Origin of the sequence: Burkholderia sp. BCC0397 (assembly GCF_902832865.1) — a bacterium.
In the GTDB taxonomy this organism is placed as follows: Bacteria; Pseudomonadota; Gammaproteobacteria; order Burkholderiales; family Burkholderiaceae; genus Burkholderia.
Genome location: NZ_CADFDL010000015.1, coordinates 135,905 through 151,429 on the forward strand (window position 1 = coordinate 135,905; position 15,525 = coordinate 151,429).

Annotated in this window: 13 protein-coding genes; 6 read left to right on the forward strand and 7 right to left on the reverse strand. The window is 66.8% G+C overall.

Going from position 1 to position 15,525, the window contains the following annotated elements; translation table 11 throughout:
* Positions 1-19 precede the first annotated feature (19 nt).
* The 5 genes from HWX03_RS31395 to HWX03_RS31415 all read right to left on the reverse strand — a co-directional run bounded on the left by HWX03_RS31395 (position 20) and on the right by HWX03_RS31415 (position 4,535).
* The gene (locus HWX03_RS31395; protein ID WP_175873926.1) at positions 20-976 is read right to left on the reverse strand and encodes an alpha/beta hydrolase; all 957 of its coding nucleotides are present in this window, start codon (positions 974-976) and stop codon (positions 20-22) included.
* 63 nt (positions 977-1,039) lie between these two features.
* Complete coding sequence (locus HWX03_RS31400; protein WP_175873927.1) at positions 1,040-1,528, reverse strand: thioesterase family protein; 489 nt, start codon at positions 1,526-1,528, stop codon at positions 1,040-1,042.
* Between the two features lie 10 nt (positions 1,529-1,538).
* Complete coding sequence (locus HWX03_RS31405; RefSeq protein ID WP_175822034.1) at positions 1,539-2,504, reverse strand: L-carnitine dehydrogenase; 966 nt, start codon at positions 2,502-2,504, stop codon at positions 1,539-1,541.
* A gap of 86 nt (positions 2,505-2,590) precedes the next feature.
* On the reverse strand, positions 2,591-3,520 hold the full coding sequence (locus HWX03_RS31410; RefSeq protein ID WP_175873928.1) for a 3-keto-5-aminohexanoate cleavage protein: 930 nt from the start codon (positions 3,518-3,520) through the stop codon (positions 2,591-2,593).
* A 61-nt stretch (positions 3,521-3,581) separates the two neighbouring features.
* Positions 3,582-4,535, reverse strand: coding sequence for a choline ABC transporter substrate-binding protein (locus tag HWX03_RS31415; protein WP_175822035.1), 954 nt, complete (start codon positions 4,533-4,535; stop codon positions 3,582-3,584).
* Positions 4,536-5,068: 533 nt separating this feature from the next.
* On the opposite strand from HWX03_RS31415, the gene HWX03_RS31420 reads away from it, so the two are divergent.
* The 6 genes from HWX03_RS31420 to HWX03_RS31445 all read left to right on the forward strand — a co-directional run bounded on the left by HWX03_RS31420 (position 5,069) and on the right by HWX03_RS31445 (position 12,721).
* Positions 5,069-5,626 (forward strand): hypothetical protein, encoded by a 558-nt coding sequence (locus tag HWX03_RS31420; protein WP_175873929.1) that lies wholly within the window; start codon positions 5,069-5,071, stop codon positions 5,624-5,626.
* 60 nt (positions 5,627-5,686) lie between these two features.
* Positions 5,687-7,465, forward strand: a complete 1,779-nt coding sequence (locus HWX03_RS31425) for a SulP family inorganic anion transporter (protein WP_175873930.1) — start codon at positions 5,687-5,689, stop codon at positions 7,463-7,465.
* 280 nt (positions 7,466-7,745) lie between these two features.
* Positions 7,746-8,690, forward strand: coding sequence for a GlxA family transcriptional regulator (locus HWX03_RS31430; protein WP_175873931.1), 945 nt, complete (start codon positions 7,746-7,748; stop codon positions 8,688-8,690).
* Between the two features lie 490 nt (positions 8,691-9,180).
* Entirely contained in the window at positions 9,181-10,893 is a 1,713-nt protein-coding gene (locus tag HWX03_RS31435) for a M36 family metallopeptidase (protein WP_175873932.1), read from the forward strand.
* Between the two features lie 79 nt (positions 10,894-10,972).
* A complete protein-coding gene (locus HWX03_RS31440; RefSeq protein ID WP_175873933.1) occupies positions 10,973-12,226 on the forward strand; it encodes a M20/M25/M40 family metallo-hydrolase in 1,254 nt (417 codons plus the stop codon).
* Positions 12,227-12,358: 132 nt separating this feature from the next.
* Entirely contained in the window at positions 12,359-12,721 is a 363-nt protein-coding gene (locus tag HWX03_RS31445; protein ID WP_175873934.1) for a YbjQ family protein, read from the forward strand.
* 13 nt (positions 12,722-12,734) lie between these two features.
* On the opposite strand, the gene HWX03_RS31450 is transcribed toward HWX03_RS31445, so the two are convergent.
* Together HWX03_RS31450 and HWX03_RS31455 are read right to left on the reverse strand one after the other, a co-directional pair.
* Positions 12,735-13,985 carry an MFS transporter gene (locus HWX03_RS31450; protein ID WP_175873935.1) on the reverse strand — a complete coding sequence of 417 codons (1,251 nt, stop codon included), beginning with the start codon at positions 13,983-13,985 and terminating at the stop codon, positions 12,735-12,737.
* A gap of 241 nt (positions 13,986-14,226) precedes the next feature.
* The gene (locus HWX03_RS31455) at positions 14,227-15,366 is read right to left on the reverse strand and encodes a porin (RefSeq protein WP_175873936.1); all 1,140 of its coding nucleotides are present in this window, start codon (positions 15,364-15,366) and stop codon (positions 14,227-14,229) included.
* Positions 15,367-15,525: the final 159 nt, after the last annotated feature.

Consider the following 15,525-nt stretch of genomic DNA (forward strand, 5'->3'; position numbering starts at 1 on the left):
GCCTCCCGGAAAACGCCCGCTACTCGTGCGGTGCGAGCAAGAAATGGCCGACCATCCGGTGCATCCGTGCGGCCTGCGGACTCGTCCCGAGCGCGCGCCAGCAGCCGTGCACCAGCCCCTCTCCCATCCAGTAGCGCGCGACCCCGCCGGCTGCGCGAATCCGTTCGACGTACACGCGCGCATCGTCGCGCAGCGGATCGTGCTCAGCGCCGATCGCGAGCACCGGCGGCAAGCCGTCGAAACGCGCCGCCTCGAGCGGCACCGACGCGCGCAACAGCGGGTTGCCGCTCCGTAGCGCGTCGGACAAGTCACCATCCCAGTACAGTTCTCGATAGCGATGCACGTCGTCGAGCGTCAGCATCGGCGCGTGCGCTTCCGTTTCGCGCGCGGGCGATTGCGGTTCGAAACCGAGCATCGGATAAACCAGCGCGATGCCGTCCACGCTAGCTTCGCCCGCATCGCGCAGCGCGGTCGCCACCGCCGCCGCGAGCATGCCGCCCGCGCTGTCGCCTGCAAGCGTCAACGGGTGCATGCACGGCCCGAACGGCCAGCGCGCATCGCGTGCGGCGCGTGTAACTGCCACGCAATCTTCAAGGGCGGCCGGCGCGCGGTGTTCGGGCGCCAGCCGATAGTCGACGGCGATCACGTCGAGGCCCGTATCGGCCGCCAGTTGCGCGGTGATCAGCGCGTGACTGTCGAGCGAGCCGACGACGAAACCGCCGCCATGAAAAAACAGCACCGTGCCGCGCGGCGTGCCGTGCGCGGACGTATGGCGTCGCAGCGCGATCGCACGACCGTCCGGCGCGCGCCACACGGCGTCCTGCTGCACGATGCCGGCCGGCAGCGCAGCCGGCGTCCATTCGGCCGCGAAGCGGTCGTAGAGGCGACGCTGCTCGTCGGGCGAGCGCGCCGCCGCATCGGCCGGATACCACGCGTCGACGGCCGCGACGAACGCCGCGATTTCCGGTTCGAGCATCGTGTGCGCTCCGCGGTCGAAGGTGAAGGTCGAAGATCGAAGATCGAAAGGTGAAGCGCGCCGCTAGCGGCGCGGCGGCAGCCCGATCACGCGGCCCGCATACGCAGGCGCCGCGCAATCGCGCTGCAACGCATGCAGTTCGGCCACGCGCGCGGCCACGTCGTCGTCGAACGGTGCCGATTTCGCACCGTCGCGCGTATCGACGTGCAGCAGCATCTGCTCGCTCGCCGATACCGCGTCGTCATGCCCGTCGGCGAACAGTTCGAGATACAGGTGCAGCCGCTTCGCGTCGTGCGCGAGCACGCGCGCATCGACGCGCACCGCCGTGCCTTCCTTGATCTCGTGCAGGTAGTTCACGTGCGCTTCGAGCGTGTAGACCGAGCGGCCCCGCTCGCGACGCGCGGCGTCGTCGAGGCCGATCCGATCCAGCAACGCATCGGTCGCGAAGCTGAAGATCAGCAGGTAGAACGCATCGCGCAGGTGGCCGTTGTAGTCGACCCATTCGGGCCGCACGACGTCGCGGTAAATCGTCAGCGGGGTATCGCCCGTCATCGCCTGTCCTTTAGTCCTCGAATCGCATCCCGTGCCGCGCCTTCACCGCGGCGATCGATTTCAGCACCTCGGTGATGCACTCGTCGCGATAGCGTTCGAGCTCCTTGATGCTGCGCGTGCCCTGCTGTTCGGTCGTGCCTTCGACGACGCTGTCGATCAGCGCGTCGGTCAACGTCGGCGCGACCAGCTTCGTCCACGGCAGTTCGAGCGCCGGGCCGAATTGCTGCATGAAGTGTCGCATGCCCGCGTCGCCGCCGGCCAGCGTGTAGGTCAGGAACGTGCCCATGAACGACCAGCGGATGCCCGCGCCGAAGCGGATCGCATCGTCGATCTCGCCGGTCGTCGCGACGCCTTCGTTGACGAGATGCAGCGCCTCGCGCCACAACGCCTCGAGCAGACGATCCGCGATGAAGCCCGGCACTTCCTTGCGCACGTGCAGCGGCCGCATGCCGAGCTTGCGATAGATCTCCATCGCGCCTTCGACCGCTTCCGGCGACGTGCGCGCGCCGCCGAGCACCTCGACGAGCGGCAGCAGGTAGACGGGGTTGAACGGGTGGCCGACCACGCAGCGCTCCGGATGCGTCGCCCGCGCGTAGAAATCGGTCGGCAGCAGCCCCGACGTCGACGACGCGATGATCGCGTCGGGCTTCGCCGCGCGGCTGATCTGCTCGTGCAGTTCGAGTTTCAGCGCCTCGCGCTCGGGCGCGCTTTCCTGGATGAAATCGGCATCGGCGACGCAGGCCTCGATCGTCGGCTCGAAACGCAGCCGCGCGGGATCGGCGCCCGGCGCGAGGCCGACGCGTTCGAGCGCGGGCCACGCGTTCGCGACGTTCGCACGCAGCCGCGCTTCGGCGCCGGGCGCCGGATCCCACACGACCACGTCCAGGCCGTGCGCGAGCGCGCGGGCAATCCATCCGCTGCCGATCACGCCGGTACCGATGGCGGCAAACGTCTTGATGTCGGTCTTCACAGCCATGTCAACGCATCCTTCAATTCAAGGGAAATTGGTGGACGGCCGCGCGTGGACGCGTGCCGCCGTGCCATGTCAGTCAGTGAAAAAGCTCACGCGAATTCGGCGATCGCGCGACGTTCGAGCGCACGCTCGCCGCGCGCCGGCAGGCCGAGCTTGCGGCGGCCTTCGGCCGGCGTCAGCACGCGGCCGCCGAGACGTTCGACGATCTCGCGGGCGCGCTCGACGAGCGTGCCGTTGCTCGCATGCACGCCGCGGTCGAGCCAGATGTTGTCTTCGAGGCCCACGCGTACGTGGCCGCCGAGCAGCATCGCCTGCGCAACCATCGGCATCTGCATGCGGCCGATCCCGAAGCCGGCCCAGTGCGCGCCCGGCGGCAGGTTGTCGACCATCGCCTTCATCGTGCCGGTATCGGCCGGCGCACCCCACGGAATGCCGAGGCACAGCTGGAACAGCGGCGGATCGTCGAGCAGCCCTTCCTTCAGCAACTGCTTCGCGAACCACAGATGGCCCGTATCGAAGATCTCCAGTTCCGGCTTCACGCCGAGTTCCTGGATGCGTTTCGCGCCGGCGCGCAACTGCGCGGGCGTCGAGACGTAGATGTAGTCGCCGTCGCCGAAATTCAGCGTGCCGCAGTCGAGCGTGCAGATTTCGGGCAGCAGCTCCTCGACGTGCGCGAGGCGCGTGAGGCCGCCGACCAGATCGGTGCCCTTGCCGAAGCGCATCGGGTCCTCGCCCGGGCCGATCTCGAGATCGCCGCCCATGCCGGCCGTCAGGTTGATGATCACGTCGACGTCGGCCGAGCGGATGCGGTCGACTACTTCGCGATACAGGTTCGGGTCGCGGCTGCCGCGCCCCGTCTGCGGATCGCGCACGTGGCAGTGGGCGACCGTCGCGCCGGCCTTCGCGGCCTCGATCGCGGCGGCCGCGATCTCCTTCGGCGTGACCGGAATCGCCGGATGCTTGCCGACCGTATCGCCCGCGCCGGTGACGGCGCAGGTGATGATGACTTCGTGATTCATGATGGATGCCTCGCTTGATTCGGGTTGTGTCGCATTGCTGATAGCGTATGGGCGCGGGCCATCACAGGCCGAGATACGCCTTCACGGCAGGCAGGCCGTCCTTGCCGTCGAACGTCTTGACGCCCGCGAGCCACGGGTCGAGCACCTGCGGGTTCTTCTTCAGGTACGCCTTCGCGGCATCGGCCGGCTTGGTCTTGTTCATCACCGTCTGCATCAGCTGGTTCTCGAGCTGCGTCGAGAAGCGCAGGTTCGTCACGAGCTTGCCCGCGTTCGGGCAGCGCGCGATGAAGTCGGGCGCGGTGAGCGTGTACACGCGCGCTTCGCCATAGTTCGGCCCGAACGACGCGTCGCCGCCGGACAGGTAGTTCATGCTGAGCTGGATGTTCATCGGATGCGGCTCCCAGCCCAGAAACACGACCCACTTCTTCTCGCGGACCGCGCGCTCGACCGTCACCAGCATCCCGGCCTCGCTCGATTCGACGAGCTTGAAGCCGCCGAGCCCGTACTGGTTCGTGTCGATCATCTTCTGGATCGTCGCGTTCGCGCTGCTGCCCGGCTCGATCCCGTAGATCTTGCCGTCGAGTTCCGCACGGTGTTTCGCGATGTCGTCGAAGGTCTTCAGGCCGGCCTGGTATGCGTAGCTCGGCACCGCGAGCGTCGCCTTCGCACCGGACAGGTTCGGCGGCTCGACGACGTTGATCGACTTGCTGTCGAGGAACGGCTGCAACTGCTTCTGCTGCACGGGCCACCAGTAGCCGAGCGACACGTCGAGCTGCTTGCTCTTGAGGCCGGCGAACGAGATCGGCACCGACGCGATCGTCGTGGTCGGCTTGTAGCCGAGCGCCTCGAACACGGTCGACGCGAGCGCCGTGGTCGACGTGATGTCGGTCCAGCCGATATCCGCGAAACGCACGGTGCGGCAGGTCGCGGCCTCCGTCTCGGCCAGCGCGGCTTGCGTGAACGCGCCGGTCGCCAGCATGGCCGCGGCGAGCGCGGCGATCTTCGTCGACTTCATGGTTCGATTCCTCCCGATTGGTCTCGCGGCAGCCGGCGCGCGGAGTGTGCGCCGGCCTGCATCGTGGGAGTAAAAGTAACGAGCCATATTCGCCGCGAGAAGACCGGCGGCGACCTGTTCTTGCCTGTTTGCGACTATGAGTAGAAACCACTACGCGCGGTCTGTGGCACGTGTGACGTGGGTTGCGGGCGGGTTTCGACGGGGATGGCCTTGTCCGGATGCGGCGTTGCGGGAGGTAGACCGGACGTGCTTCGGAGACGGGGGGGCGAACGGGCCCGATGCAGTTTCCGGCGGCTGCCGATGTCGTCGCTCAAGGGAGTGGCACAGTCCGCTGAAAAGCGATCTTCGCGAGCGTTGGTATTAGAATCGTCGGCAATCGGCTCCCGATTCTGCAGCCTTCCCCGTTCGCGAGAACGTAGCGATGAAGGTAACGATTGCAACCATCGACGAACCGGCATTTGGATGGACACTCACGGCCTGCGGTTACGGGCAATCGGCGGCGTTGAACATCGAAAACACGTGGAGGCTATACCGTGACCGACACCGAAAAATACGTGATGGAGTGCATCACCCGATGGGTTTGGTCAGGCTTTCATGACCCCGACGACGTCCGGGAAATGATGGACGACATTCTGGAGCCCGACTGCGATGTCGATCGGTTGGAAGGCTTCATCGAGACAGAATTCCAGCGCAAGCTCGACGCAGAAGCATCGTGGCCTCGAGAGACCGATTGCGATCGACTGGACCGCGTGTTCGACGAGCTGGACGGCGACGGCATCTGCGCGCTGTCGAACGCCGGATACACGATGTCGGACGGTCGCTCGGACGTTTCGGAAGTCGTGCGGGATACGCCGCACGGCCGCTACCACGGGTACTGCTTCTATCACGGGCAGGATGTCGAAAGGGCCTTGGATGGACACGGCCTGACGATCGCCTTCGGCGACCTGGCCGACGATAAGGAACGTAGTGCCGCGGTGGGCCGTCAGGTCGTGGAAGCGCTATCGCGGGCCGGGTTCGGAGCAGCCTGGAATGGGTCCGTTACCACTCGCATCGACATTCCATCGTTCGACTGGAAGAGACGACATCGGTAACGTTCGGTTCGCCAGTTTCGCGAGCGTGTGCGGAAACCGAAACGTATCAGCTTCGCTGCGATGAACATGAAAAGCCGTACCCGCCAGCACACGGTCCAACCGACCCGCAAGCCCGCTGCCGGTCCGCTGCGGTGGATCAACGGACTGGCCGTGGCGCGTGGCTATCAATGGCCGTGGCTGCCTCACGATCTGCTTGCCGGCGTCACGCTCAGCACTGTTCTCGTGCCTGCCGGCATGGCATACGCGCAGGCAGCGGGCCTGCCCGCCGTCAACGGGCTCTATGCATCGTTTGCCGCGATGCTCGCGTATGCGCTCTTCGGCCCAAGCCGCATCCTCGTCCTCGGACCGGACTCCGCGCTGGTCGCGCTGATCGCCGCAAGTATCATGCCGCTTGCTCACGGCGACGCCACCCATGCGCTGGCCCTCGCTGGTGCGCTCGCCATACTCACGGGCGCGATCTGCATCGCGGTAGGGGCGCTCAGGCTCGGATTCGTCACCGAGCTTCTGTCGCTGCCCATCCGGTACGGTTTTCTGAACGGCATCATGCTGACGATCGGCATCGGACAATTGCCACGGCTGCTTGGATACAAAGGCACCGGCGAATCGTTTGTCGAGCAGGCGCGCGACATCATCGAAGGCATCTCGGCATCGAGGGTGAACGCGGCCTCGTTCGCGATCGGCGTCGCCGCGCTCGCGTTGATACTCGCCTTCAAACGGCTCTGGCCCAAGGTGCCGGGCGTGCTGCTCGCCGTGGCGGGCGCGACGGTGGTGGTGATGTGGTTCGATCTGTCCGGGCGCGCGGGCGTCGCAACCGTCGGCGCGGTCGCGCAGGGCCTGCCCGTGCCACGCATACCCCGCGTGGCCCTCGGCGACTGGCTGCATCTCGCCGGTAGCGCGGCGGCGATCGCGCTCGTTTCGTTCACGGATATCAGTGTGCTGTCACGTACCTACGAACTGCGCAACGACACCAGCGTGGACCGGAATCACGAATGCGTCGCGCTCGGGCTGTCGAACATCGCCGCCGGCCTGGTGCAGGGGTTCGCGGTGAGCGCGAGCGGATCCCGCACGCCCGTCGCGGAAGCCGCGGGCGCAAAGACGCAGGCGACGGGCGTGGCGGCTGCCGCTGTCGTCGCCGCGCTGCTCCTGTTCGCGCCACGCGCGCTTGCGCACACGCCGCAATCCGCGCTGGCCGCCGTCGTGATTGCGGCATGCCTGAACATGGTCGAGGTACGGGGCGTCATGCGGCTTTATCGTCTGCGCAAAAGCGAGTTCGTTCAGGCGGTGGTGTGCTTCGTCGGCGTTGCGATCCTGGGTGTCGTGAACGGCATTGCACTGGCGCTGCTGCTCACCGTGCTGTCGTTTCTATGGCGCGCGTGGCGGCCGTACGATGCCGTGCTCGGGCGAGTGGACGGCATGAAGGGCTATCACGACGTGTCGCGCCATCCGGAAGCGCGGCGCGTGCCCGGGCTCGTGCTGCTGCGCTGGGATGCACCGCTCTTTTTCGCCAATGGGGAAATCTTTCGTGAACGCGTGCTGCGCGCCGTCGACGAGTCGCCCGAGCCGGCACGCTGGATCGTCATCGCGGCGGAGCCCGTGACCGATATCGACCTGACCGCCGCCGATGTACTCGAACGGCTGCACGGCGAACTGGCGGCGCGGCAGGTCAAGCTGGTCTTCGCGGAACTGAAAGGCCCCGTAAAAGATAGCCTCAAGCATTACGGCATGTTTGGCATATTTGGCGACGGCAACTTCTTTCCGACGGTTGGCGCCGCGGTAAGCCGATATCTGAAAACGCATCGGGTCGCATGGCATGACTGGGAAGACGAAGATCCGGGGTGAAAACGGATCACTCGCCGCCAGTGGAGATCAGTACCGGTCGGACACGCCATCGATCCCGCGCGCCTGCAATGTGCGGACCAGCCCGGCGCGTATCGTCACGACGTACCGTCGACGACGGCGCGCCGGACGGTGCATGGTGCAAAAACGCGCTGAGCGCCGGCAAAACCCGCGATAATCCGAGCTTGAACGTTCGGCGCCCGCGAGCCGGGCGCGGCCCGCGCCGGCCCGCTCGCCGCGTCGCGCGGTGCGCGACGACCACCCGCTTCCACCCCACGCCCCGATGCCCGAGGATTTCCACTTCCTGTTGCTGCCCGGCTTCTCCGCGCTCGGCTTCATGTCCGCGGTCGAGCCGCTACGCGTCGCGAACCGTTTTCGCACCGAGCTGTATCGCTGGCACGTGATCAGCGCGGACGGCGCGCCCGTCGCCGCGAGCAACGGCATTCCGGTCGCCGCCGAAGCCGCGTGCGCGGATGTCCCGCAGGTCGATACGGTGTTCGTCGTCGCGGGCTTCGATCCGCTCGTGTGCTACACGCGCACGCTCGGCGACTGGCTGCGCCGCCAGCACCGGCATGGCGCAACGCTCGGCGGCATCGATACGGGCAGCTTCGTGCTCGCAGAAGCCGGGCTGTTCGACGCGTCGCAACCGCTCACGCTGCACTGGGAGGCGCTGGCCGCGTTCCGCGAGCGCTATCCCGGCCTGAACGCGACGCAGGAGCTGTTCGAGATCGACGACCGGCGCATCACGTGCGCGGGCGGCACCGCGTCGATCGACATGATGCTCGACCTGATCGGCCGCCGGCACGGCGCCGATCTCGCGGCGGCGATCTCCGAGCAGTTCGTCGTGAGCCGCATTCGGCAGCGCTCGGACAGCCAGCGGCTCGAGATCGCCGCGCGCTACGGCGTGCACAACCGCAAGCTGATCCAGGTGATCGGCACGATGCAGCGGCACATGGAGAACCCGCTCGGCTCCGATGCGCTCGCGCAGGAGGTCTCGATCACGCGGCGCCAGCTCGAACGGCTGTTCAGCGCGACGCTGAATGACACGCCGACGCACTTCTACCTGAACCTGCGCCTCGAGCGCGCACGCGAACTGCTGCAGCAGACCGACATGAGCATCACGTCGGTCTGCGTCGCGTGCGGCTTCGAATCGCCGTCGCATTTCTCGCGCACCTATCGCGCGCGATTCGGGATGAGCCCGCGCAGCGACCGGCGTGCGACGCGCTGATCGTCGCGGCTTTTAATCACAATCCGGCGCGGTATTGCGCGTTCCAGCAGCGTTTCCCGCTGCTCGCTGAACAATGCCGGCGATTGATCGACCAACCGAAGTGGTCGTCGAAAATAATTTGGAATGTCGCTGAAAATATTCTGTAACATACCAAAAAAAGTTAGATAGGCAGCCTAACGACACGCATGCTTCATCTCGACGTGCGTCGAGCCACGCAGGCTGCCAACCGATATCGATCCGATCCGAGGGGTATGACATGACGATGCTCGCTTCGCCGTCGCCGCACCTGCCTGCCGTTCGCATCCCTTCACGCGCGTCCCCCTCTTCGCCTGCTCGCTTCTTTTCGACCTGACATTTAGGTTTCCTTAGTCAGTCGAGACTCCCAACACCGCTTCGCCGCACCGGTTCCATCGAACCGGCGCGCGGGCCGTGTCGTGCCTGCTCGCCACGAGCGCGCGGGCGTGTCCAACCGTTGAGATGAGGATCACGTATGCAGACATCACGCAAAGCATTGCCGCTCGCCCTGGGTCTCGCGCTCGGTTTCGGCATCGTCGGCGGCACCCTGGCCGATACGAAAGTGTCGAATCCGCAGGCCGCGAGCCTGCGCGAAAGCCTGACGCGCGGCGTCGCGCCGCCGGCCGCGAAGGCCGACACGGCCGCCGGGCAATTCCGCGCGGACGGCGTCGCCGTCACGCTGTACAACCCGGCCTATCGCGTCAAGAAGGCCGCCGCGACGCCCGCCGCCACCGCGCGCGACTTCGTCGCGTCGCAGGCGGCGCAGCTCGGGCTCGACGCGGCCGCGCTCGCGAGCCTCGTCGTCACGTCGGAACGCAACGACGCCGACTTCACCGTCGTGCGCCTGCAGCAGCAGGCCGCCGGGTTGCCCGTGTACGGCAGCGACATCGCGGTGACCGTCGCGAAGGACGGCCGCATCCTGTACGTCGCGAGCAACACGATCAACGGCGTGATCGCGACGACGCGCAAGTCGCAGGCCGTCGACCAGCAGCAGGCGCTCGACCGCGCCCGCGCGTATCTCGGCGCGAGCGGCTTCACGCATCTCGATGCGCAGCTCGTCGCATTCGTCGACAAGGCCGGCACGCATACCGCGTGGAAGGTGCGCGGCCGTCCGCAGGACGGCCCGAAGGGTGACTGGGAACTGCTGATCGATTCGGGCAGCGGCGAAGTGCTGCGCGCCGAGGACAAGGCGTTCTACGCGACCGACGGCACCGGCTTCGTGTTCCGCCCCGATCCGCTGTCACCGACGAAGAGCAGCTACGGCAGCACGGGCTACAAGGACGGCAACGACGCCGATTCGACGCAGCTCACGGCCGCGCGCGTGCGCGTGACGCTGAAGGAACTCGCGCAGTCGGGCACGCGCTACACGCTGACGGGACCGTACGCGGCGTGCGTCGACTTCGATGCGCCGCTCGACAAGGCCTGCCCGTCGCAGTCCACGCCCGCGTTCGAATTCACGCGCGGCAACCTGTATTTCGAGGCCGTGAACACGTACTACCACATCGACACGTTCCTGCGTTACGTGAACCAGACGCTCGGCATCAAGGCGCTGCCGTACCAGTACACGGGCGGCGTGCAGTACGACCCGCACGGCGAATCGGGCGACGACAACTCGTCGTACTCGTCGAGCAGCGGCCGGCTGACCTTCGGGCAAGGCGGCGTCGACGACGCGGAAGACGCGGACGTCGTGATCCACGAGCTCGGCCACGGCATCCACGACTGGGTCACCAACGGCGGCCTGTCGCAACAGGAAGGCTTGTCGGAAGGCACCGGCGACTATCTCGCCGCCGCGTACAGCCGCGACTTCAACCAGTGGAGCCCGTCGGACGCGCAGTATCACTGGGTCTACAACTGGGACGGTCACAACGAGTTCTGGGGCGGCCGCGTGACCAACTGGAACGTGGGGCGCACCTATGCGCAGGCGCGCGGCGCGGAAATCCACACGGCCGGCCAGTACTGGGCGTCGTGCAACCTCGTCGCACGCGATGCGATCGGCGCGCAGGCGATGGACAAGGCGTTCCTGAAGGGGCTGTCGATGACCAACAGCTCGACCAACCAGAAGGCCGCCGCGCAGGCCGTGCTGACGGCCGCCTCCGCGCTCGGCTACAGCAGCGCGCAGCTCACCGCGATCGGCAACGCGTACAACAAGAGCTGCACGTACGGCGTGACCGTCCCGCAGAAGTCGTAATAGCGCAGCAGGCGGGAGCGCATCGCACGATCTGCGGCGCGCTCCCTTCATCGACATCGCCATCCTCACGAGATCGAACATGCCTACTCTGAAACCGACCCGCCTGAGCGCCGCGCTGGGCGGCATGCTGCTGAGCGCCGCCGCGCACGCGACGCCCGTCTGGATCACGCTCGGCGACCCCGCGTTCCGCCAGCTTCAACGCATCGATGCGACCGCAACCGCGCAGTACAGCACGACCGTCGACGCCGGCAAGGCGGCCGACGGCGCCGCGCGCCGCGAAACCGTTCACGTCGTCGAGATCGACGATGCCCGGCTCGGCGAACTGGCGCACGCCGTCCACCACACGCGCGGCCACGGGCCCGGCTACGTCGTGCACGATTCGTTCGACGACGCGCGGCAGGCGCTGCAGCCGTTGCCGGCGACGCTCGCAAAACAGGCCGCCGCCCCCGCGTACACGGTGTCGAACGTGCCGCAGATCGGCACGTGGGTCCAGCAACTGCAGGCCAGCAACATCGTCGGCACGATCACGTCGCTGTCCGGCTTCACGAACCGCTACTACACGACGTCGCACGGCGTCGCCGCGTCCGACTGGCTCGCGTTGCAGTGGAAGCAATTGGCGGGTTCGCGCGCCGACATCACCGTCGAGCAATTCGCGCATACGGGCTTTCCGCAGAAATCCGTGATCCTGACGATTCGCGGCAGCGATCCGGCCGCGAGCACCGTCGTGCTCGGCGGCCACCTCGATTCGACCGTCGGCCGCACGACGGAGAACACGCGCTCGCCCGGCGCCGACGACGATGCGTCAGGCATCGCCAGCCTGACCGAAGCGCTGCGCGTGCTGCTCGCGAACAGCTACCGGCCGAAACGGACGATCAAGTTCGTCGGGTATGCGGCCGAGGAAGCCGGCCTGCTCGGATCGAAGGCGATCGCGAAGCAGTTCCGCACGCAGAATGCGAACGTGGTCGGCGTGCTGCAGCTCGACATGACGAACTACAAGGGCGATCCGAAGGATATCTACCTGATCACCGACTACACGAACGCGGCGCAGAACACCTACGTGAAGAACCTGGCGGCGACCTACCTGCCGGAGCTCGCGATCGGCACGTCGCAGTGCGGCTATGCATGCTCGGATCACGCGTCGTGGAATGCGCAGGGGTATCCGGCATCGTTCCCGTTCGAGGCCGACCAGAATGACAGCCCGTACATCCACACGGTGAACGACACGCTGGAAAACTCGGATCGACAGGCCAACCATGCGCTGAAATTCGGCAAGCTGGCGCTGGCCTATGCGGTCGATCTCGGCGGCATTGCCGGCGCAACGGTCAAGCACTGAGCGTTCCGCGTCGAGCGGTTCGCGCGTTCGGCAATGAAACGGGCGTTCACCCGCGTGGGTACGCCCGTTCGAATGCCTTTTCTCGGTCCGGCTAGAATCGTCGTTCGACCACTCGCTACGCGCTTGCCCACCATGACCGAATCCACCCGCTCCATCGACGACCTGTCGCCCGCCCGCGTCACGACCGCCTTCGACCTGCCCGGCCATACGACCGTTCGTTCGCTCGGCGTCGCACAGGGCATCGTCGTGCGCTCGCGCTCGATCGTCGGCTCGTTCGGCGCGTCGCTGCAAACGATCTTCGGCGGCAACATCACGCTCTATACGTCGCTGTGCGAGAAGGCGCGCGAGCACGCCTTCGACAAGATGCTCGCCGATGCGCGCACGCTCGGCGCGAACGCGATCGTCGCGATGCGCTACGACTCGACCGAGATCGGCTCGGGCGTGACCGAAGTCATCTGCTACGGCACGGCCGTGCGCGTCACGCAGGATGCATGACGTGTGATGCACGTCACGCGTCGCGTTCGAGCGACTTCATGTTCGTGAGCTGCGGAAACAGCCGCATCCACGCCAGCGCGACGGCGATCGTCGCCGCGCCGCCGACGACGATCGCGGCCGGCGCGCCCCACCACGCAGCCGTCACGCCCGATTCGAATTCGCCGAGCTGGTTCGACGTGCCGATGAACAGCGAGTTGACCGCGCTCACGCGGCCGAGCATGTCGTCGGGCGTGCGCAGTTGCACGAGCGACAGGCGAACGACGACGCTGATCACGTCCGATGCGCCGAGCGCGGCCAGCGCCACGAGCGACAACGTGAAATGCCGCGACAACCCGAACACGATCGTCGCGATGCCGAACGCGATCACGCCGCCGAACATCGCGCGGCCCGGCCGGCCTTTCAACGGGAAACGCGTGAGCCACAGCGTGCCCGCGAGCGCGCCGACGGCCGGCGCCGCGCGCAATGCGCCGAGCCCCCACGGGCCAACCTGAAGGATGTCGCGCGCATAGATCGGCAGCAGCGCGGTCGCGCCGCCGAACAGCACCGCGAACAGGTCGAGCGACAGCGCACCGAGTATCGCCGGTTCGCGCCGGATGAACGCGATGCCCGAAAACACCGAGCGCAGCGTGACCGGCTCGCGGGCGGGCGGCGCGCTGCGCAGCGGAATCGTGCCGCTCAGCATCGCCGCGACCGCGAATGCCGCGGCGCTCGTGCCGAACGCAACGGGCGCGCCGACACCGTAGAGCAACCCGCCGAACGCGGGCCCGAGAATCTGCGCGGCCTGGTTCGCGGACGTCGACAGCGCGGTCGCGCGCGGCAGGTCGGTGCGCGGCACGACGGCCGGCAACAGCGACGACACCGACGGCGACTCGAACGCGCGGGCCGTGCCGACGATGGCCGCAAGCGCATACACGGCCGGCGCGGTGAGCGCGCCTTTCGCCGCGCCGAGCAGGAACACGCCGGCGGCCAGCGCCTCGACGCTCTGGCAGATCGTCGCGATACGCCGGCGGTCGTAGCGGTCGGCCACCTGCCCGACGACGAGCGTCAGCGCGAACATCGGCACGAACTGCGCGAGGCCGACCAGACCGAGCGCGAATGCGCTGTGCGTGAGCGCGTACACGTACCAGCCGATCGCAACCGACAGGATCTGGAAGGCCAGCGACGACATCACGCGCGTGCCCCAGAAACGCTGGAACGGTGCGTGGCGGAACAGGTTGGCGGGTAACGGGGATAACGGACTGGAATCGGGCACGGGGGTGGTCATCGGGGTCTCGGCGATTGGCGCTGCGCACCGCAACCGTTCGGGGAAACGACGACGCACACCGGTGCGCGCGGCAACGGTGCAGACGCGGCCAAACCATGATGATATGCCAACCGCCGACAACCGGCCGGCCACCCGTCGCGAGTCCCGTCGAGCCGGCGCATCGCACAAAAAAAAAGCGCGAACCACAGTTCGCGCCAAAGAGAGACCTCGCTGAAGACGTCACACCACCGCACTGCCCCGCTTAGAACGAATGCCGCATCCCGATCCGCACGTCGGCCTGCGTCTGCGTCGTCGACGGCGTGAAGCTGTAGCCGACCACCGCATCGACGCCCTGCGACGCGCGCAGGTAGTCGCCGGAGATGTATACGTCGGTACGCTTCGACAGCAGGTAATGCAGGCCCGCCGTGCCCTGGTTCCAGTGATGGCCTTCGAAGCGCGTGTGCTGGTAGCCCGCGATGAAGCTCAGCGCCGGCGTGAACTGGTACAGGCCGCCGCCTTCGTACACCTGCATGTGCGACGACTGGCCGAAGCCCTTGATCGTCGTGTACGAGTAGTTGGCGTCGAGCGTCAGCTTGCCGATCGTATAGCTCGTGCCGATGCCGAACGTGCCCTGGCTGTCGACGTCCATCGCGGTGTTCGCGAACAGGTCGGTGCGCGCGCCGGTCGCCGGATCGACGGTGACGGTCTGCTGACCGAGGAACGTGTGCGTGCCGATCATCGCGTACGGGTCGAACGCGTAGATGCCGTTCGGGTTGTTCAGGCGCGTGTACGCGGCGCCGATCGAGAAGTCGCCCTTCGTGAAGCTCGCGCCCGCGCTCCATGCGCTGTTGCGATGGAAGTTGCCCGCGACGTTGCCGAACGAGTACATCGCGCCGAACTTGAAGCCGCTCATGTCGTTCGACAGGAACTTCACCGAGTTCGGCAGGCGGTCGCCGTTGAAGCGGTCGAAGTCGCCCTGGTGGATCGCGTAGCCGCTGCCCCACGCCGAGATGTTGTAGATCGACACGAGTTCGTTGGTGATGTCGAGCTGGTTGCCGAACGACAGCGTGCCCCAGTCGTTCTGCAGGCCCACATACGCCTGCCGGCCGAATTCCGCGCCGCCGAAGCCGAGTTGCCCGTTGCCGAGGTGGAAGCCGCTCTCGAGCACGAACACGGCCTTCAGGCCGCCGCCCAGGTCTTCGGTGCCCTTGAGGCCGAAACGGTTTCCGTAGGCAACGCCGTCGTCGAACTTGACCACGTGCGAACCGCCCGTGTTGTTCACGTACGTGATGCCCGCGTCGAGAATCCCATACAGCGTCACGCTGCTTTGCGCATGCCCGATGGCGGGAATACAGGCCGCGCATGCAAGCGCGGCGGCTACGGCAACTTTCTTTTGCTTCATTGTCGACCACCCTCCCTGAACCGTTCGATGGATAGAATCTCGTCCCGGCGCGTGCCGCGATGCGCCGGTGGATTCGAATTCAGACCGCCCCGCTGGCCCCGGTATTTCGTTTTCCGCAATAACGCAGCCATTGGCGAAAAATACAAACCCATATTTCAG

Coding starts and splice junctions, on each gene's coding strand:
- HWX03_RS31395 (WP_175873926.1), bottom strand. CDS start 976: ATGCTCGAACCGGAAATCGCGGCGTTCGTCGCGGCCGTCGACGCGTGG.
- HWX03_RS31400 (WP_175873927.1), bottom strand. CDS start 1,528: ATGACGGGCGATACCCCGCTGACGATTTACCGCGACGTCGTGCGGCCC.
- HWX03_RS31405 (WP_175822034.1), bottom strand. CDS start 2,504: ATGGCTGTGAAGACCGACATCAAGACGTTTGCCGCCATCGGTACCGGC.
- HWX03_RS31410 (WP_175873928.1), bottom strand. CDS start 3,520: ATGAATCACGAAGTCATCATCACCTGCGCCGTCACCGGCGCGGGCGAT.
- HWX03_RS31415 (WP_175822035.1), bottom strand. CDS start 4,535: ATGAAGTCGACGAAGATCGCCGCGCTCGCCGCGGCCATGCTGGCGACC.
- HWX03_RS31425 (WP_175873930.1), top strand. CDS start 5,687: ATGAACATGAAAAGCCGTACCCGCCAGCACACGGTCCAACCGACCCGC.
- HWX03_RS31430 (WP_175873931.1), top strand. CDS start 7,746: ATGCCCGAGGATTTCCACTTCCTGTTGCTGCCCGGCTTCTCCGCGCTC.
- HWX03_RS31435 (WP_175873932.1), top strand. CDS start 9,181: ATGCAGACATCACGCAAAGCATTGCCGCTCGCCCTGGGTCTCGCGCTC.
- HWX03_RS31440 (WP_175873933.1), top strand. CDS start 10,973: ATGCCTACTCTGAAACCGACCCGCCTGAGCGCCGCGCTGGGCGGCATG.
- HWX03_RS31445 (WP_175873934.1), top strand. CDS start 12,359: ATGACCGAATCCACCCGCTCCATCGACGACCTGTCGCCCGCCCGCGTC.
- HWX03_RS31450 (WP_175873935.1), bottom strand. CDS start 13,985: ATGACCACCCCCGTGCCCGATTCCAGTCCGTTATCCCCGTTACCCGCC.
- HWX03_RS31455 (WP_175873936.1), bottom strand. CDS start 15,366: ATGAAGCAAAAGAAAGTTGCCGTAGCCGCCGCGCTTGCATGCGCGGCC.